This is a genomic window from Desulfuromonas sp. TF, from assembly GCF_000472285.1.
In the GTDB taxonomy this organism is placed as follows: domain Bacteria; phylum Desulfobacterota; class Desulfuromonadia; order Desulfuromonadales; family ATBO01; genus ATBO01.
Window position 1 is genome coordinate 4,154 of sequence record NZ_KI421424.1, and the last position, 17,902, is coordinate 22,055.

The window sequence follows — 17,902 nt, forward strand, 5'->3', positions numbered from 1 at the left end:
TGCTCTTCTCCGGAACTCGCCTCGTAGCGGGTCTCCCGATTGCTGAAATGGCATTCGGCGGCGATCCCGCACTCGGCGAAGAGCTTCAGGGTGCGGTAGACGGTGGCATAACCGATGGTGGGATGTTTTTTGCGCAGCTTGAGATAGAGTTCTTCGGTTGAGAGATGGTGGGAACCGGCCCTGAGGAACTCATCCAGAATGATATCCCGCTGCCGGGTCGATTTGAGGCCCTTCTGGGCCAGGTATTCCCTGAAAGCATTCTTGTTTTCAGCCATGACGACCCCCATTGAAATCGAAAATCAAACTAACAGGCGCACCGCATGATGTCAAGGCCATTCCACGAGGGGCTACACCACCGGGAACCACCGGTAGAGGTAACCGGCCAGTCGGCCGAAAACATCGAAGAAGAGCATCGCCCCCACGATCATCAGAAGAATGCCGGTGAGTATCTCCATGATTCGGATGTGCTTGCGGAAGCGGTTGAAAAAGGCGAGGAAGGTGTGAAACAACAGGCCCGAGATCAGAAACGGAATGCCCAGTCCCGCGGAATAGACGGTCAACAGTAGAATCCCGCGTCCGACGCCGCCCGTGCTCCCGGCAGCCAGGGCCAGGATGGCTCCGAGAATCGGCCCGATGCAGGGGGTCCATCCGGCGGCAAAGGCGAGTCCGACCAGGAAGGTTCCGATGAATCCGCTCGGCTTACGGTGGATTTGCACCCGCTTCTCGCCCAGTAGAATGCCGAAGTGGAACAGCCCCGACATATGAATGCCGAAGAGAAAGATGAGGACTCCGCCGATTTTCTGGATCCACACCAGGCCTTCGCGCATATGGGTCTGAAATGCCGTAGAAGCGACGCCCGCCACGGCGCCGAGGCTGATGAAAACAGCCGAGAAGCCGGCAATGAAGGTGAGCGAATGCAGCAGAACCGTCACGCGCACCTTGGTGCTGGGATGGGCCTCCTTGAGCTGGCCGAAGGAGAGGCCGGTGATGTAGGTGATGTAGGAGGGAATCAGCGGCAGCACGCAGGGAGAGAAAAAGGAGAGTATGCCGGCGGTAAAGGCAATCCAGATGGTGATGTCGGAACCAGAAGACATGGACTTATTCCTTCACCAGATGCTCGATCCGCTTCAGAAACTCGACGGCGGACCAGTCCCTGGCGCCGAGAAATCTTTCGACAATTCTGCCTTCCTTGTCGAGCAGGAAGGTTTCCGGAAAACGAAAAACCTGATAGAGGTTCTGCGCCGCGCCCTGGGGGTCAAGGAGCACGGTGAAGTCGTGGGGATGGCTGGAGAGAAAATCCTCAACGACGTCTTTGTCCTGCTCGGTATTGACCGCCAGCATGACGAAGTCCCTGTTGGAGAAGACTTCATTCAGGCGGTTCATGGCAGGCATCTCCGCCCGGCAGGGGGGACACCAGGACGCCCAGAAATTGAGAAAGACCACCTTGCCGCGGAACTGCGAGAGCGACACGGCATCCCCATCGAGGGTCTTCAGGGTGAAATCGGGAGCTGTCCGGCCCGCTTCGAGACTTCCCGCAGGCGATTCCTGGGGTCGTTCAGACAAGGCAAATGCGGGCACAACAAAAAAAGAAAGAAGCAGTACGACAAGAAGAGAACGAAATGCCATGGCAAAAAACCTTTCCGGCCCCGGAAGAAGCATCAGTGCGGCCGCCCTGCTGTTCTAGTCCGTGACCGCGAAAAAGTCAAGATCAACTTTTCCCGTCCCCCTCTCCGGCCCAGAGTCGTTCGATCGCATCCATCTCCTCTTCACTGAAACCGAAGTAGTGAGCCAGTTCGTGGATGATCGTCTCGCGGATGACCTTGCGAAACGGCTCCCCTGTCTCCCGGACATAGTCCTCCACCGCTCCCTGGTAGATCGTAATGACGTCCGGAAGGCAGCCGCCGTAGGCGTGGGACCTCTCGGAAAGAGGCAGGCCGCGATAATAACCGAGGAGATCGCGGGGATCATCGAATCCGACCTCCTCCAGGGTTTCGGCATCGGGCCAGTCCTCCACCTGGAAGGACAGGTTCTCGACCCGGGACAGAAACTCCTCGGGAACGGCGGCGATGGACAGCTCCACCTCTCTTTCGAAATCTTTCCTGTTCAATATTGACGCCTCCGCAAAAGAACCGTCCTTCGGTCACCTGTCACGCGTTACGGGCAATTCCGTATTTCTCCATCCGATAGATCAGGGTATGCCTGGGGATGCGAAGGAAGGCGGCCGCTCGGGTCTGATTCCAGTCGCAGCGCCGCAGGGCCTCCATGACGGCCTCTTTCTCCAACTCCTCCAGGGGATATCCGTCATCGGGCAGATTAAGCACTCCGCCTGCCACGGGCCTGGCGCGTCCGGAAATCTTGGGGGGCAGGTCCCGCTCCTCGAGCACTTCGCCCCGCCTCAGGATGATCATGCGTTCGACGGCATTTTCCAGCTCCCGCACATTTCCCGGCCAGTCATAGGCCGTCAGGGCCTCCATGGTCCGATCGGCCACCGGGATCCCGGTCCCTCCGCCGTGTTTGCCAAGAAAGTGCTGCACCAGCAGCGGGATGTCGGCCCGACGCTCCCGCAGCGCCGGCAGATGCACCGGGATGACCGCCAGACGATAATAGAGATCCTCCCGGAAGTTTCCGCCGGCCATATCGGCCTCCAGGTCGCGGTTAGTGGCGGCCACCAGCCTGACGTCGATTTTACGGGAGGCGCCCCCCACCGGCTCGATTTCCCGCTCCTGCAGGGCCCGCAGAAGCTTGGGCTGAAGCTCCAGCGGCAGATCCCCGACCTCGTCGAGGAAGAGGGTGCCGCCGTCGGCCATTTCGAACTTTCCCTTGCGATCCTTGACGGCGCCGGTAAAAGCCCCCTTGACGTGTCCGAAGAGTTCGCTCTCCAGCAGATCGGCGGGGATGGCGGCGCAGTTGACCGGGATGAAAGGCTCCTGACGCCGATCGCTGCCGTGATGAATGGCTTTGGCGATGAGCTCCTTGCCGGTCCCGCTTTCACCGGTGATCAGGACCGTCGCCTCGCTGGCGGCTACCCTGCGCACAATGCCGAAAACCTGCTGCATCTCGTCGGAGATGCCGATGATGTGAGTGAAATCGATCTTCTCCGTCAACTGCTCACGCAGGCGGACGTTTTCCTCCTTGAGCCCGCAGTAGGAAAACGCCTTGTCGACGGTGAGGCGCAGTTCGTCACGGCTGAAGGGCTTGGTGAGATAGTCGTGCGCCCCGAGCTTCATCGCTTCGACCGCCTTTTCCACCGTCCCGAAAGCGGTAATAACCACCACCAGGGTTTCGGGCGCCTCCTCTTTGATGCGCTTCAGCACCTCATAACCGGAGAGGCCGGGCATCTGGATGTCGGTGATCACCACCGGCGGCTTTTCCAGCTCGAAGAGCCGCAGCCCTTCATGGCCGTCGGAGGCGGAGATCACCCGGCATCCCGTCTCCTGCAGGGTGTATTCGGTCACCCGGCGCAGGGAATCGTCATCATCGATGATCAGTACGGTTTTAAAATCGTCATTTGTCATTTGTTGGGGAACCGTTGTTTGTTGTCCGTGGTTCGTGGCCCGTTCACTCCTCACTCCTCACGCGTCACCGTTTCTCAACCGGCAGCACCATGGTGAACGTCGTCCCCTCCCCGATGCGGCTGGCCACTTCGATGCGCCCTCCGTGCCCCTGAACGATGCGGTGGGTGATGGCCAGTCCCAGGCCGGTCCCCTCCTGGCGGGTAGTGAAAAAGGGATTGAAGATTTTCTCGAGGCTCTCCGGCGGAATCCCCTGACCGGTATCGGCGAAGCGGACCTGCACCTCTCCATCGAGAGGAGTTGTCGCAATGGTGAGAAGGCCGCCGGCAGGCATGGCCTGCAGAGCATTGAGAAGGAGATTGAGACAGGCCTGCTTGAGCTGCTCCCGGTCACCCGGCACCTTCGGCAGGTCGCCCGGCAGCAGCTCCACCCGCACTCCGCTCTTGACCGTCTGCTGGCGGGTGAGGACGAGAAGTTCCCGGAGCGCCTCGTTGATATCGACACGGCCGCGCTCTACGGGGGCCGGGCGGGCGAAATCGAGGAAATCCTGCACCACCCGGTTAAGCCGGTCCACCTCCTTGATCAGTATGCCGGCGAACTCGTGGCGCCTGTCGGCGGGGTCGATCCCTTCACGAAGGATCTCCGCCGTGCCGCGGATCGAGCCGAGGGGATTGCGGATCTCGTGGGCCATTCCTGCGGAAAGCTCCCCCAGGGCGGCGAGCCGGTCGGCCCGGCGCAACTGCTCCTCGATCTCCAGGATCAGATCGGCCTGAGCCCTGAGCTTGCCGTAGCTCTCTTCCAGGTGCTGGGCGGCTTTCTGATAACGGAGCTTCTGTTCGGTCTCGCGCTGGCTGAGAAAACCGGTGAGAAAACCGATCACGTTATAGAGAAAAATTTCAAGGTACTGTTCGGGACGGGAGGTGGGGTGATGGCCCCACTGGAAGACGACATGCGGCGCAAAGAGAATGGATACGGAAATGGCCGTTCCCAAACCGCCCCTCAGGGCAAACCAGAGTCCCCCGAGTACGATGGGCACATAGTAGAGGCGGCGGTAGATGTCATGAAAGTGGGCTTTCTGAACCGTCGTCAGGTAATGCAGGGCCGTGATTCCCAGAACCAGGGCTATCAGGACGGCCAGACGGATGATTTCGTTTCTGCGCATAGCATGTTTTTACTCCATGCCCCCTGTGAATTCAAGAGTTTTGCAAAGAAAAAGCCCCCTCCCGGTTACGAGAGGGGGAAAATCAGGAGGCAAAAGCGTAATAACCGCTTTTGTTGATTTAACTTTAACATCCTTTGTGCAGAATGGAAGCGCCGGGAGCAAATCTGTCTCCATCATGGAAAATCATGGAATTAAAATTTGATGGCGTCGCCATCCTCTGAGTTTTTGCGACGCCATCAAATTTATGTTGGACAGTGCCGAAGGTGATAAGGTATCTTCGCCCGCAGGAGATTCACCCATGTCCCTCTTCCTGGAAATCATCACGATCGTCCTTCCCGTTTTTCTGGTCATCGCCCTGGGCTACCTGCTGAAGCGGCTGGGGCTTATCGACAGCGTTTTTCTCCATCAGACCAACCGACTGGTCTACTACATCGCTCTTCCGCTTCTTCTTTTTTACAAGATCGGAACCGCCGATTTCGGGACTTCCTTCAACGGCGCCCTGGTGGTCGGCTCCTCACTGGCCATCGCCGCCGGTTTCCTTCTCTCCTACGGATACGCCTCCCTGCGCCGCTACCCGCCGGCGGCCCGCGGCACGTTCAGCCAGGGGGCCTTCCGGGGCAATCTCGCCTATATCGGACTGGCCATCGTCTTCAATGCCTACGGAGAAGAGGGGTTTACCCGGGCGGGGATTCTCATGGGATTCCTGGTTCCTGTTCTCAACTTCCTGGCGATCCTGGCGCTGCTGCTGCCTCATCGCGGCGGCGACGGAGGCAGAAGTCCCGGTTTCTGGATTCGCCAGATCGCTCTCAATCCCCTGATCGTCGCCTCCTTCATCGGCATCTTCTGGAGTTTCTTCCAGCTCCCTCTCCCGACCGTTCTCGACCGCACCCTGAATATCGCCACCGGGATGGCCCTTCCTCTGGCCCTGATCGCCATAGGCGGATCCTTTTCTCTCGCCAAACTCAAAGGAGACATGATCCGGGCGGGCTTTGCCACCGCAATCAAGATCGTCTGGCTGCCGCTGATCGCCGCCGCACTCCTGACCGCACTGAACGTGCGCGGCATGGACCTCTCCATCGGAGTCCTCATGGCCGGCACCCCGGCGGCGACCGCTACCTATATCATGGCCCACGAGATGAAGGGGGATGCCGAACTCGCCGGCTCCATCGTCATGATCTCCACTCTCCTCTCCGTCTTCACCTACACCGCCGCCCTCTTCATCCTGAGAACACTGGGACTGTGAGCGAGCCGCAGGTTTCGATTCTGATGCCGGTGCGGAACGAAGAACGCTACCTGCCGGCAGCCCTCGCCTCCCTCTTCCGCCAGAGCCTGAAAAACTGGGAGCTGATTGCGGTGGACGACGGCTCCACGGACGGAACAGCCGGGATTCTCCGGACGGCCGCACGGGCCGACGGCCGGGTGCGGGTTCTGAGCCGCCCGCCCGCAGGGCTGGTGCCGGCGCTCAATGCCGGACTCTCGTTATGCCGCGCCCCCGTGGTGGCGCGCATGGACGGCGACGATATCTGCCATCCGCGCCGCCTCGAGCATCAGGTCCATCTGCTGTCCAAAATGCCTGAACTCACCCTGGCAGCCTGCGCCGTGCGTCACTTCCCCCGTCCCGGCCTGCAGGAGGGGATGAAAGCCTACGAGAAATGGCAGAACGCCCTGCTCGATCACGACGCCATCTGCCGCGACCTCTTCGTCGAATCCCCCTTCGCCCATCCCAGCGTGGCTTTCCGCAGGAAGACCGTGGAGCGGGTCGGCGGCTATCGCGATAGGGGTTGGGCTGAAGACTACGATCTCTGGCTGCGCCTTGCCGCCGTCGGCGCCCGCTTCGCCCGGCTGCCCCGTACACTCCTGTATTGGCGCGACCGTCCCGAGCGCCTCACCCGCACCGCCGGGAACTGCACCCTGGAGGCGTTTCGGGCCTGCAAGGTCCACCACCTCAAGCTGGGCTTTCTGCGGGAAGAAGAAGCTGTCACCCTGTGGGGAGCGGGTCTCGAAGGAAAGGCCTGGCGCAAGGCTTTGCAGGCCGAAGGGATCACCGTCAGCCGCTGGGCCGAGATCGATCCGCGCAAGATCGGCCAGACCATTCATGGTGCACCGGTCGTCCCCATAGAGAACCTTAAGCCAGGCCAGGGCAAAATCCTGGTGACTGTAGGCGTCAAAGGGGCCCGCAGTCAGGTGCGGGCATGGGCGGGCGAGGCAGGGCTGGCCGAGGGACGGGATTTCGTGTGTGTTACGTAAAACCCAAGTCTCGGGTCTCGGTCTCGGAACTGATGCCTTCTTTTTCGGAGATTTGCATGTACCCACCATTCACCATCGGCGCCACCTTCCGCATCGTCCCCCCCGGCACGCCGGCATCGACCGAGGGGCGCATCGACCTGGTCATGGATCGCGGCGCTTTCGGCTCGGGGGAGCACGAAACCACCGCCAGTTGCCTGGAAATACTGGCGGAGCTTCCCGAGGTCCGGGGAGCAAGAGTCCTCGACCTGGGGAGCGGCACCGGCATTCTCGCCTTCGCAGCCCTCAAGCTCGGCGCTGCCCGCGCCGTCTGCGTCGACATCAACCCCCAGGCGGTGGAGACCGCCCGACGTAACGGAGAGCTCAATGGCCTGACCGATCGTCTCATCCACCGTGCCGGGACACTTGGTTCCGCAGGAGAAGACCCGTTCGACCTGGTGCTGGCCAACATCTACGGCGACATCCTCCTCAATCTGGCAGAGGACCTGACCAGGCGGGCCCGTCCCGGCGCCCTCCTGCTCCTTTCCGGCATTCTCTGGGAATACAATTTCGAAGTCCGACAGCACTATGAAAGGCTGGGATGCGAGATTATCCGCAACCGGATGCTCGAGCAGTTCAGCACGGTGCTGCTGCGCAAAAGAAAACCTGGAAATCATTTATGATTCGAAGCCTGTTCATTGCCTCCCTTGCCCTGCTGATACTGCTGCCGCCGGCTGCTTTCGCCGACCCCCTCAACTCCCCCCGTCCGGCCGCTGGCTCCGGAGAGGAATCGCAATCGACCAGCGACAAGGGAATCCTCGGGCGCATCGGCAGGGGGTTCAGTATGCACAAAGAAAACTATATTCTCCCGTTGACTTGGGGAAACACTGCCAGGGACGCCGAGGATGCGGAAGTCAAATTTCAACTCAGCTTCAAGCAGCACTTTGGCCGCGATTTCTTCCTGGCCTACACCCAGAAGTCATTCTGGCGCATTCTTGACAAGGAGGATTCGCGCCCCTTCCGCGTGACCGACCATAACCCTCAGGTTTTCTACCGCCTGCCTCAGCGTTCGCCCCCTTGGGGGGTCTGGGGGGCCGACCTGGGCTATGAGCACGAATCGAACGGCGCACGGGAGCCGACCTCGCGCAGTTGGGACCGCCTTTACATCACCCCCTTTGTCGAATACAGCAGACTGCGAACCGAGCTGAAGCTGTGGCACCGGATTTCCGAAGAGATCAAGGAGGACCCTTTGGACCCCGCCGGAGATGAGAATCCGGATATCGAGGAATTTTACGGCTACGGAGAGCTGCGCCTTTCCTATGAGACGCTCCGCCGGCACCTGGCCTCGATGATGCTTCGTTGGAACTTTGCCACCGACAAAGGGGGCCTGCAGCTCGATTACAGCATTCCTACCCGGATCGAAAACCTCTTCTTCCATGCCCAGCTCTGGACCGGCTATGGTGAAAGCCTGATCGATTACAACCGTTCCCTCACCCGCTACGGCGTCGGCCTGCAGTTCAGGCAATAGATAGAAGACCCATCCCCCCTTTGACAATTACCTGCCGCCAGTTAGAATTGTTGAACGAAACATTTGCTGGAGGGCTGAACAATGATCGAAATCTCTTTCGAACTCAACGGGCAGAAAGTCGATCCGAAAACGATGGGCGGCGGTCTTCAGAAAGCCATGCTGACCACCATCCGCGAGGCCCTTGGAGAAAGGGTCGGCCAAGTGGAATGCGAACATCATCATCGTCAGCCGCACATCCTCTGCAAGGGACCGAGCGTGGTCGAACTGTCAATGGAAGTGTGCGGGTGCTGCGATCAGATCATTGACGCCGTAGAGACTCGGCTGCAGTAAGGCGGCCCCTGGTGGTCGCCCGACAAATCTGTTTCGCCGGACCAATAACAGCCGCCACAGAGCGTTGATCATGAGAGGAGGATTCTTCTGCGCATTATGCGCATCCTTCTGCATGCTTCCCTCCCCCCTTTTGTGCTGGTACCCTCAGTCTCCGGCCGAGGCCTTTCTCCGGGATGAGATTCCGTCCCCGGTCGTCGGCACGGCCGCAACCTCCTCCGTCGAAGAGGGGGACACCCTGACGCAAATCGCCCGCGCCAAGGGAGTGGGATACGACGGGCTGGTCCGTGCCAATCCGGGGGTCGATCCCTGGCTTCCCGAGCCGGGACTTCCGCTGCTCCTCCCCTACACAAGCATCGTTCCTGGCCCGCTCACCTCTGGAATTACCGTCAACCTGGCGGAAATGAGACTCTATCATCTCTTTCGGGAGAACGGCCGGCTTCGGGTTCGCATCTACCCGGTGGGCATCGGGATCAGCGGTTGGGAAACTCCGGAAGGCGTTTTCACGATCAGCAACAGGGTCGAAAAGCCCACCTGGATCGTCCCGCACGCCATCGGCCTGGAAAGACCGGAGCTGCCCCCAACCGTTCCGCCCGGCCCGGAAAACCCATTGGGGGATTTCTGGCTGGGCCTGTCGCGGCCGGGATACGGCATTCATGGCACCAGCGAACCCTTCGGTGTGGGGAGGCGGGTCAGTCATGGATGTCTTCGTCTTTATCCCGAGGACATCCGCGACCTGTTCGAGAGGGTGGAGATCGGCACGCCGGTGAGGATCATTTACCAGCCGGTCAAGGTGGGTCTGAAGAGAGGAGCTCTGTTCGTGGAGATTCACCACGACTACTCGGATCGCCTGCCCGACCCTGTTGCGGATGTGAGCAGGCAGATCGGAGAGCTGGGCTGGCGGGGGGAAATCGACTGGAAGACAGTCGGTGAGGAGGTCGAGACGGCACGGGGCGTCCCGAGAGTCATATCGCGAGAGGCATTCGAGTGACGCAATCGAACGGAGGCTGAATCACTTCAGCCTCCGTTTTCGACAGCCTCGGCTACTTCCTCAGACCCGTTTCAAAGGCCTTTTCAGCCTTATTGGCCGCGGATTCGGCCCGATCTGCTTCCCCGCCCGCTTTCTGGGCCGCGGATTCAGCCCGATTCGCCGCTTGTTCGGCCTTGCCCGCCGCCGATTCGGCCCGGCTGGCGGCCTGTTCCGCCCGCTTGGCCGCATCTTCGGCCTTCTGCGCCGATTGCGCGGCATCCCGACTTTCCTGTTGAGCCTGGTTCAGCACCTCCCTGTCGGCGGGGGAAAGCTGAGCCGCGCAGCCGGTCAGGACAAACAGACTCAGACCGGCCAACCCCACTGCCATTTTGCCTTTTCGCATCGCCTCACCTCCTTGGAAATTCATTGTTGTACTCAAATAAGAGCAGATTTTGGCGAGCTGTCAACCGGTTCAGGCGGAGAGAGCCGATCGGCGGAAACCTGGATGGGCGTTGCAGCGGGATTCGGGAGGAGAGAATTGCGCGGAGTTTACTTCGGGCTCAGGAGGTGATCGACGGCCCGGCGCAGGGCCTGGCCGCGGTGACTGATGCGATTTTTCACGTCAAGGGGCAGTTCGGCCATTGTTTTGCCGTACTCCCGCACCAGAAAGAGGGGGTCATAACCGAAGCCCTCTTCACCGCGAGGGGCATCCAGGATGATCCCGGGCACCCGCCCGAAGAAGAGAAGACATTCGTCTTCGGGACGGCACAGGGCCATGGCACAGTGAAAGGCGGCCCCTCGGCGCTCGCGCGGAACCCCGGCCAGCTCCTCCAGCAGCTTGAGATTGTTCTCCTCATCGGTGGCATCGACCCCGGCGAAGCGGGCGGAGCGGACACCCGGCTGGCCGCCCAGGGCGTCCACCACCAGCCCCGAATCGTCGGCCAGAGTCAGCCGGCCGGTGAGGCGGGCGACGGTTTCAGCCTTCTTGCGCGCATTCGCCTCGAAGGTTTCACCGTCCTCTTCGATTTCGGGCAGGTCGGCAAAGGCGTCCAGCCCGAGCACACGGATTCCCGTTTCCGCCAGCAGACGGCTTATCTCCCGAAGCTTTCCGGCATTGCGGGTAGCCACGACAAGTTCCATATCAAGTGTCCTTCAACGCCTTTTCCTGCAGCGAGGTGAGTTCTCGGCAGCCGTGCACCGCCAGCTCGCGCAGGGCGTCGAGTTCGGCCCCGGTAAAGGGCTCACCTTCCGCCGTTCCCTGGACTTCGACGAACCGTCCGGAACTTGTCACGACGAAGTTCATGTCCACGGCAGCATGAAAATCCTCATCGTAATTGAGATCAAGAACCGGGGCGCCGTCGACGATCCCCACACTGACCGCGGCGACGCTTTCCTTGAAGGGAACCTCAGGGAGGAGCCCTTTCTCCACCAATCCGCTCAGGGCATCGGCGAGGGCCACATAGGCACCCGTGATGGCGGCGGTGCGGGTTCCCCCATCGGCCTGAAGGACGTCGCAGTCAATGAGAACAGTCCGTTCCCCCAGGGCTTCGAGATCGACCACGGCCCGCAGCGAACGACCGATGAGCCTCTGTATCTCATGAGTGCGCCCACCCACTTTGCCCCGCGTCGACTCCCGGGGCGAGCGGCTGTGGGTGGCCCGGGGAAGCATGGAGTATTCGGCAGTGACCCATCCCCGCCCTTCCCCGCGCATGAAGGAAGGGACATTTTCCTCAACGGTGGCATTGCACAGGACACGGGTCTCACCGAAGGAAACCAGCACCGACCCTTCGGCATAACGGGTGAATCCGCGGCTGAAAGTGACCGTCCGCAATTCTCGGGGAGTGCGGCCGTCAGGGCGTGGTCTTTCCGTCCTTGTCATTGTCGGGTCTCCTTCCGCTCGTCGGCGAAATTCTTAAGGCCGCTGTAAAGGGCCGTTGCAAGGCGTTCCTGTCCGTCCGGATCCTGCAAGAGGGCCAGATCGGCCGAATTGGAAAGATAGCCCAGTTCGGCGAGAACGGAAGGCAGATTTCCCCGTCCCAGGGGCAGGAGCGGAGCCTCCACGATTCCTGCCACTTCCAGTCCTCCGGCCCGGCAGGCGTCGGCAAGAAACTGCGCCAGGCGCTTGCTTTCGCCTTCCCCCACCGGCGGCGCTTGTCCTTCGAAGACCTCCTCTGGGCGGACAAAGAAGGTCAATCCGCGGGGAGCGGTGCTGAGGGAAGCTTGTGCGTGGAGGAGGATCAGGGCGTCGACCTCGGGATTGGCGGCAATCTCCAGACGCTGGCGCATATCCGGAGCGTAATCGCCGTCCCGGCTGAGGTAAACGGGGATACCAAGCTGCATCTTCACGAGTTTCTCCAGGCGTCTGGCAACCCCGAAAGCCACATCCTTTTCCTTGATGCCTCTGATTCCCAGCGAGCCCGTATCTTGGCCTCCATGGCCGGGGTCGATGGCGACTCCCCGCAGGGCGCCGCCCCCCCCTTCGGTCTTTTTTCGTACCATAAAGGAGAAGAGCTTGTCGAGGGGGGTCTGGGGTTTGTCGGAAGCCATGGCGGGGGGATCGAGATTGCGGTACCGTACCGGCGCATCAAGCAGGGACGACAGCCGGGATGTCACGAAATCTTCCGAGACCCTGAGACGGCCGTCGATGAATCGGGGCGGATGGGTCAGGGGAACAAAACGCTCCCCCAGCCGCAGATAATGACTGCCGGGAGAGATCACAGCGGTTCCCCTGGAAGTCCGGATCCGGTAGACATGCTCCACCGAATCCCACTGGCCGCCCAGGTGGAGAACATCAAGGACTTCCTCCACAGGCAGAAATGGGACGCCTTCGTGCAGGTAAACCTCATTGATGGTCACCGACGGCTCATCGTTCAAGGCGATCTCCACGGTTGCACCGGCCGGAATTGCCAGGACAAGGAGGAGCAAAACTAACGGGAATAAACGAAACATGGTCACCTCAAGACTTAAAACGTCCCGTTTTATACCCCAGTTTCACCGCAGCTGTCAATGAAGAGGTCGGAAGGTTGATGGCGTCGCTTAGCCATCCTCTGAGTTTTTGCGAGTGCATCAAGTTCCCGTTCAGGAGGACACCAGTTTCTTGCCCCGTTGAGGCTTTTTGTTCAGCACCGTCAGCAGGCGCCTGGTCAGGGTGGCTTCCAGTTCCCTCTGGACGGCTTGCCCTCCCTGCATCGGCCGGATCTGGCCTCCGGCCATCATGCCGTGTCCTCCGGCCGTGCCCAGACCGTTCACCACCTCCCGGATAACATCTCCCATTTTCGCCTCCTGGGAGAGGGTACGGATGGAAAGGATTTCTTCCTCGTTGAAACAACCCATGCCCAGAACGTAGCGGATTCCGTCGACGCGGAGGAGGAAATCGGCAATTTCCGAGACGATATCGGGATTGTCGATGTCGTACAGATTGAACACCAGGACATCTCCGTAGGTCCTGGCGTTGCGAATGGCATTGCTGAAGGAAAGGAAATATTCCCGCGGCACCTCGGGGTGTGTGATGTCGAAGAGAATGCGGTTATTGGCCAGGGGGAGCAACCGGAGGTAAGCCTCCCGGTCGGAGCGGCACCACTCGCGGCCGAGATCCTGGGTTTCCGACTTGATGGCATAGAAGAGAATGGTGGCCAGCTTGGTCCCGAAAGAAACCTCCTGAGTCATGAGGTATTCGAAGAGGATGGTCGCCGAAGCTCCGTAATCCTCCCGGATATCGACCCAGCGACAGGTGGTGCAGATGTCTCGGCGGGGATGATGATCGATCACCAGATGCACCGGTCGATCGGCGGGAAAGGAATTGTTCCCTGTTCCAGGCTGGGTGTCGACCATGCAGACCACCTGGAACTCGTCGAGATCCAGGCTGTCAATGGGGACGGCGGAGATCTCCAGCTTCTGCACCATGACGCGGTTTTCTCCCCGACCGATGATGCCGCCGAAGGCGATGGTGGCGTCCTGGCCGGTCTTGACCAGAAGCAGGTGGCGCAGAGCGAATGCGGCCGCCAGAGAGTCGGGGTCGGGATTGTCGTGGGCCACGATGAGAATGTGCCCCTTGCCACGCACCCACTCGATGACCTGGCTGGAAAACTCCTTTGAACGGGCTAAATCCATCGGCATGGAGATCACCTCGACACTTCGGTTGTCAGTTGTCAGTTATCCGTTGTCATTTGGAGGGCGCCTCACGTCCCATGTCCCACGTCACAGCTTCCGCGCATACCGCTTCAGCAGCAGGCTGTTCGTCACCACCGATACGCTGGAGAACGCCATGGCCAGGCCGGCGAACTCCGGCTTCAGGACGAGGCCGAGGGCCGGATAAAGCAGGCCGGCGGCGATCGGAATGCCGACCACGTTGTAGAAGAAGGCCCAGAAGAGGTTCTGCCGGATCTTGCCCAGGGTCCTGCGTCCGAGGCGGATTCCCCGTTCCACGTCGCGGATGTCTCCTTTGACCAGGATGATATCCCCGGTCTCCTTGGCCACGTCGGTGCCGCTGCCGATGGCGATGCCGATATCAGCCTGGGCGAGGGCCGGGGCATCGTTGATGCCGTCACCGACCATGCCGACCACATATCCCTCATCCTGATAGCGGCGCACCACCTGCAGTTTATCGCCGGGAAGGACTTCGGCCTCGACCGCGTCGATCCCGATCTCCTGCGCCACCGCCCGGGCGGCTTCGCGCCGGTCGCCGGTGATCATGACCGTACGCAGACCGAGCCCGCGCAGCCGGGAGATGGTTTCGGCGCTGCCCTCCTTCAGTGTGTCGGCAAGAGCGACCACCCCGAGAGGACGGCCCCCGCGGGCGACGAAGACGAGGGACTTGCCGCCGGCCTGGAGACCGTCGATGGAGCCGAAATCTTCAGTCGGGATGTCTTCGCGGTCCATCAGACGCACGCTGCCGGCCAGCACCTTGTCCCCCTCGACGGTGCAGATCAGGCCGTGCCCGCCGACTTCCTCGACCGATTCGGCCACGGGCACATCCACCCCTCGGTCCTTCGCACAACGAACCACCGCCCGTGCGAGGGGATGGTTGCTGGCATTCTCGGCGGCGGCGGCAAGGCGCAGCAGATCCCCTTCTTCAATCCCTTCGGCAGGGACAAGGTCGGTCACTGAAAACTCGCCGCGGGTCAGCGTCCCGGTCTTGTCGAAGAGCAGAATATCCAGCCGGGAGATATTCTCCAGCACCGAGGCCCGCTTGAAAAGGATTCCGGCGGTGAGTCCCACCGAGCTTCCCACCATGATGGCGGTGGGGGTGGCCAGTCCGAGGGCACAGGGGCAGGCGATGACCAGGACGGCAATCCCCATCTTAAAGGAAAAGAGAAATTCCTGGCCGGCCCCGAAACGCCAGCCCAGAAAAGTAAAAGCGGCGATGGTCACCACGGCAGGGACGAACCAGTTGGAAACAGCATCGGCGAGGCGCTGGATGGGGGCCTTATCTCCCTGGGCCTCCTCCACCATGCGCACGATCTGCGCCAGCACCGTTTCCTCCCCCACTGCTGTGGCCCGCACGACCAGCCGGCCGGTTTTATTGATGGTGGCGCCGGTCACGGCATCCCTGGGCCCCTTTTCCACCGGTACCGACTCGCCGGTGACCATCGATTCGTCGAGAGCCGATTCGCCGCTTTCAATCTCGCCGTCCACCGGCACCTTTTCCCCGGGGCGCACCACCAGGCGGTCTCCGGTCCGGACCCGGCTGGTCGGCACTTCCTGCTCTTCGCCGTTCACCAGCAGGGTTGCCCGCTCGGCCTGCATCTGCAGAAGCCGGCGCAGCGCCTGTCCGGCCTTCCCCTTGGCCCGGGCCTCGAGCCACTTGCCGAAGCGGATGAAAGTGACAAGCATGGCGCTGGTCTCGAAAAAGACCTCGCCGGAGACGCCGAATACTCCGAAAGCCGCCAGCAGCGAATAGCCGTAGGCGGCGGTGATCCCCATCGCTACCAGCACGTCCATGTTCGCCGAGGCGTTCTTGAGGGATTTCCAGGCTCCGCGGTAAAAGGTGAGACCGGCGCTGAACTGGACCACCGTGGCCAGGGCAGCGTTGACGTAGAGAGTGGCGGCGCCGAAGGGGTGCCACCACATGAAGGCCATGATGGGAAACGAGAGAGCGGCGGAGAAGAGAACCCAGAACAGTTCCCGCCGTGTTTCGCCGCGCTCTTCCTCGGCGCTGCGCTCCTCAAGCGGAGTATAGCCGGCATCGCGCACGGCATCGAAAATCTCCTCCCGATCGAGACTCTTCGGATCGAACTCGATGGTGCCCGAATCCTCCGCGAAGTTGATCCGGACGGAGCGCATTCCGGGAAGGGAAGAGAGTTTCTTCTCGATGGTCCCGGCACAGGAGGCGCAGTGCATCCCTTGGATGACGAAGATCAGCTTTCCCTTCTTCTCCCCTTCCCGGTCTCGAACCCGGTAGCCGAGATCTTCGACCTTTCGGATAATGCCGGCCCTTTCGAGGCGATCGGAATCGAATTCAACCGTAAGCTTTTCGGCGGCAAGGTTGACCGCCGCCCGGACGATCCCGGGGAGAGAGGCGACCCCCTTTTCTATGGCTCCGGCGCAGTTGGCGCAGGTCATCCCCCCGATGCGCAGGACGACCTTCTCCCGGCCCGTCGTCAGAACATCCGAAGCGTCCGGTTCCCTGGCCGGGGTCTCTCTGTCTCCGCCCGTTTCTCCCTCGGGAACGCTGAAGCCGGCTTTTTCGATGGTGGCCACGATGCGCTCCGGACCGAGGAGCCCGGAGTCGTAGGAGAGGCGGGCCGCCCGATGTTCGAGGGAAACCTCCACCGATCGCACCCCTTCCAGGGAGCCTATCGCATCAGTGAGCTTGGCGACGCACTTTCCACAACTCATCCCGCGTACTGGAAGGGAAATCTCCGTCATGTCAGCTTTCTTTTTACCCCGGCCTTCTTGCCGCCGACCATGCGGCGGAATGCAACGGAGTTGCGCACCAGGTCGAAATCGGGATCGAGCCGGGCATCCTCGAGAAAATGTCCTTCCTGCGCCGCCGCCGCGGCAAGTTCCCGGGCCGCCGCTTCCGCCTTGCCCTGCAGGGCGAAAACGCAGGCGCGGTTATAGCGGGCCAGCGGATAGCTTTCGGTGCGCTGCAGGATGGCGTCAAAACAGGCGAGGGCTTCGTCCAGGCGGCCCAGATCCATCAGAATGTTTCCCATATTGTTCAGGGTGTAGACCGAGTCGGGATCCCTGCGCAGGCTTTCCTCAAGCTGGGCAAGGGCGCCTGTCAGGTCTCCCTTCCGGGCCAGAATGGCTCCCCGATAGAAAGGGGGCTCCGGACTTGCCGGCTCGAGTCCTTCCAGTTCCTCGAGGAGAGGGAGGGCTTCATCGAAACGGTCCATCTCGACCAGCAGATTCACCTTTTCGATCCCTGCGTCCAAAGAACGGGGATCGAGTTCGAGAGCCGCGTTGAAATCCTCCAGAGCCTCGTCCAGACGGTCGAGGCGGAAAAGGGACAGGCCGCGGTTATAGCGATACGTCCCCATTTCGGGCGCCTTGGAGATCGCCCGGCCGTACCAGCTAACCGCTTCTTCATCGCGACCCAGTCCTGCCAGAGCGAAACCCAGCCCGTTGAGGCTGGCGGCGTCATTGGGAACCATCTCCAGTGCACGGTTGAAACTCTCCATCGCCTCTTCATGGCGCCCCAATCGGTTAAAAGCGTACCCCTTGTTGTAATGGGCATCGGGAGATTCCGGCATGCGCCGGAGCGCCTCGTCGTACATCGGCAGCGCTTCCTCGGTGCGCCCCAACTCATCGAGAACATTGCCCATATTGACGTAGGCTTCGGGAAAATCGGGCTGCAGCTCAACAGAGCGGCTGAAGTGCAGCAGGGCGTCCTCGTATTCCTGGACACGATCCAGCAGCACACCGTAGTTGTGGTGAATCACCCCGTTTTTCGGGTCAAGACGCAGAGCCATCTGGTAGAGGGCCATGGCCTTTTCCACATCCTCGAGGTTGGCGGCGGCTACGGCGCAGATATTGATGGCGTCGACGTTCAGAGGATGGGATTCGAGGTATTCCTCGGCCAGGTCGAGGGCGGTTTCGTCTTCGCCCCGATCCAGGGCCATCTGGGCCAGCTCCAGCCGATCTTCCTCTTCTTCGGGATAGTCTTCGAATTCTTCGTCCATACAGGGCTCCGGATGAGGATGAATTCCGGACGGATAGTCCGGACAGAAACAGGG

The 17,902-nt window shown here is 61.1% G+C and carries 18 protein-coding genes and 1 pseudogene; 6 read left to right on the top strand and 13 right to left on the bottom strand.

Going from position 1 to position 17,902, the window contains the following annotated elements:
- The 6 genes and pseudogenes from DTF_RS27345 to DTF_RS0116325 form a co-directional block, all read right to left on the bottom strand.
- Positions 1–275 (bottom strand): annotated as a pseudogene (locus tag DTF_RS27345) (Fur family transcriptional regulator); the annotation flags it as partial.
- Positions 276–347: 72 nt separating this feature from the next.
- Positions 348–1,094 carry a cytochrome c biogenesis CcdA family protein gene (locus DTF_RS0116305; protein WP_027716183.1) on the bottom strand — a complete coding sequence of 249 codons (747 nt, stop codon included), beginning with the start codon at positions 1,092–1,094 and terminating at the stop codon, positions 348–350.
- 4 nt (positions 1,095–1,098) lie between these two features.
- Positions 1,099–1,626, bottom strand: a complete 528-nt coding sequence (locus DTF_RS24055; protein ID WP_162148661.1) for a TlpA disulfide reductase family protein — start codon at positions 1,624–1,626, stop codon at positions 1,099–1,101.
- An 82-nt stretch (positions 1,627–1,708) separates the two neighbouring features.
- Positions 1,709–2,107 carry a metallopeptidase family protein gene (locus DTF_RS0116315; RefSeq protein WP_051361399.1) on the bottom strand — a complete coding sequence of 133 codons (399 nt, stop codon included), beginning with the start codon at positions 2,105–2,107 and terminating at the stop codon, positions 1,709–1,711.
- A gap of 40 nt (positions 2,108–2,147) precedes the next feature.
- Positions 2,148–3,515 carry a sigma-54 dependent transcriptional regulator gene (locus tag DTF_RS0116320; RefSeq protein ID WP_027716185.1) on the bottom strand — a complete coding sequence of 456 codons (1,368 nt, stop codon included), beginning with the start codon at positions 3,513–3,515 and terminating at the stop codon, positions 2,148–2,150.
- A 64-nt stretch (positions 3,516–3,579) separates the two neighbouring features.
- Positions 3,580–4,674, bottom strand: coding sequence for a nitrogen regulation protein NR(II) (locus tag DTF_RS0116325; RefSeq protein WP_027716186.1), 1,095 nt, complete (start codon positions 4,672–4,674; stop codon positions 3,580–3,582).
- A gap of 298 nt (positions 4,675–4,972) precedes the next feature.
- On the opposite strand from DTF_RS0116325, the gene DTF_RS0116330 reads away from it, so the two are divergent.
- The 6 genes from DTF_RS0116330 to DTF_RS0116355 all read left to right on the top strand — a co-directional run bounded on the left by DTF_RS0116330 (position 4,973) and on the right by DTF_RS0116355 (position 9,743).
- Positions 4,973–5,917 carry an AEC family transporter gene (locus tag DTF_RS0116330; protein WP_027716187.1) on the top strand — a complete coding sequence of 315 codons (945 nt, stop codon included), beginning with the start codon at positions 4,973–4,975 and terminating at the stop codon, positions 5,915–5,917.
- Positions 5,914–6,921 carry a glycosyltransferase gene (locus tag DTF_RS0116335; RefSeq protein WP_027716188.1) on the top strand — a complete coding sequence of 336 codons (1,008 nt, stop codon included), beginning with the start codon at positions 5,914–5,916 and terminating at the stop codon, positions 6,919–6,921. Before DTF_RS0116330 ends, DTF_RS0116335 begins: the two co-directional genes overlap by 4 nt.
- Before the next feature lie 56 nt (positions 6,922–6,977).
- On the top strand, positions 6,978–7,580 hold the full coding sequence (locus DTF_RS0116340; protein WP_027716189.1) for a 50S ribosomal protein L11 methyltransferase: 603 nt from the start codon (positions 6,978–6,980) through the stop codon (positions 7,578–7,580).
- Entirely contained in the window at positions 7,577–8,425 is an 849-nt protein-coding gene (locus DTF_RS24060; protein ID WP_051361400.1) for a phospholipase A, read from the top strand. The genes DTF_RS0116340 and DTF_RS24060 overlap by 4 nt, the downstream gene beginning before the upstream one ends.
- An 81-nt stretch (positions 8,426–8,506) precedes the next feature.
- Positions 8,507–8,755, top strand: coding sequence for a hypothetical protein (locus DTF_RS0116350; RefSeq protein WP_027716190.1), 249 nt, complete (start codon positions 8,507–8,509; stop codon positions 8,753–8,755).
- Between the two features lie 70 nt (positions 8,756–8,825).
- Positions 8,826–9,743: a L,D-transpeptidase family protein gene (locus DTF_RS0116355; protein WP_081703041.1), complete on the top strand. Its 918-nt coding sequence runs from the start codon at positions 8,826–8,828 to the stop codon at positions 9,741–9,743.
- Between the two features lie 52 nt (positions 9,744–9,795).
- Here the strand turns inward: DTF_RS0116355 and DTF_RS24065 are convergent, their stop codons facing one another.
- The 7 genes from DTF_RS24065 to DTF_RS0116390 form a co-directional block, all read right to left on the bottom strand.
- The gene (locus DTF_RS24065; protein WP_051361402.1) at positions 9,796–10,125 is read right to left on the bottom strand and encodes a hypothetical protein; all 330 of its coding nucleotides are present in this window, start codon (positions 10,123–10,125) and stop codon (positions 9,796–9,798) included.
- A gap of 146 nt (positions 10,126–10,271) precedes the next feature.
- Entirely contained in the window at positions 10,272–10,862 is a 591-nt protein-coding gene (locus tag DTF_RS0116365; RefSeq protein ID WP_027716192.1) for an XTP/dITP diphosphatase, read from the bottom strand.
- 1 nt (position 10,863) lies between these two features.
- Positions 10,864–11,601 carry a ribonuclease PH gene (gene rph / locus DTF_RS0116370; RefSeq protein WP_027716193.1) on the bottom strand — a complete coding sequence of 246 codons (738 nt, stop codon included), beginning with the start codon at positions 11,599–11,601 and terminating at the stop codon, positions 10,864–10,866.
- A complete protein-coding gene (locus DTF_RS0116375; RefSeq protein ID WP_081703043.1) occupies positions 11,598–12,671 on the bottom strand; it encodes an N-acetylmuramoyl-L-alanine amidase in 1,074 nt (357 codons plus the stop codon). Before DTF_RS0116375 ends, rph begins: the two co-directional genes overlap by 4 nt.
- 129 nt (positions 12,672–12,800) lie before the next feature.
- Positions 12,801–13,838 (bottom strand): bifunctional oligoribonuclease/PAP phosphatase NrnA, encoded by a 1,038-nt coding sequence (locus DTF_RS0116380; RefSeq protein ID WP_035057751.1) that lies wholly within the window; start codon positions 13,836–13,838, stop codon positions 12,801–12,803.
- Positions 13,839–13,919: 81 nt separating this feature from the next.
- Positions 13,920–16,589: a heavy metal translocating P-type ATPase gene (locus DTF_RS0116385; RefSeq protein WP_027716196.1), complete on the bottom strand. Its 2,670-nt coding sequence runs from the start codon at positions 16,587–16,589 to the stop codon at positions 13,920–13,922.
- Positions 16,586–17,848 carry a tetratricopeptide repeat protein gene (locus tag DTF_RS0116390; protein ID WP_027716197.1) on the bottom strand — a complete coding sequence of 421 codons (1,263 nt, stop codon included), beginning with the start codon at positions 17,846–17,848 and terminating at the stop codon, positions 16,586–16,588. The genes DTF_RS0116385 and DTF_RS0116390 overlap by 4 nt, the downstream gene beginning before the upstream one ends.
- Positions 17,849–17,902 lie beyond the last annotated feature (54 nt).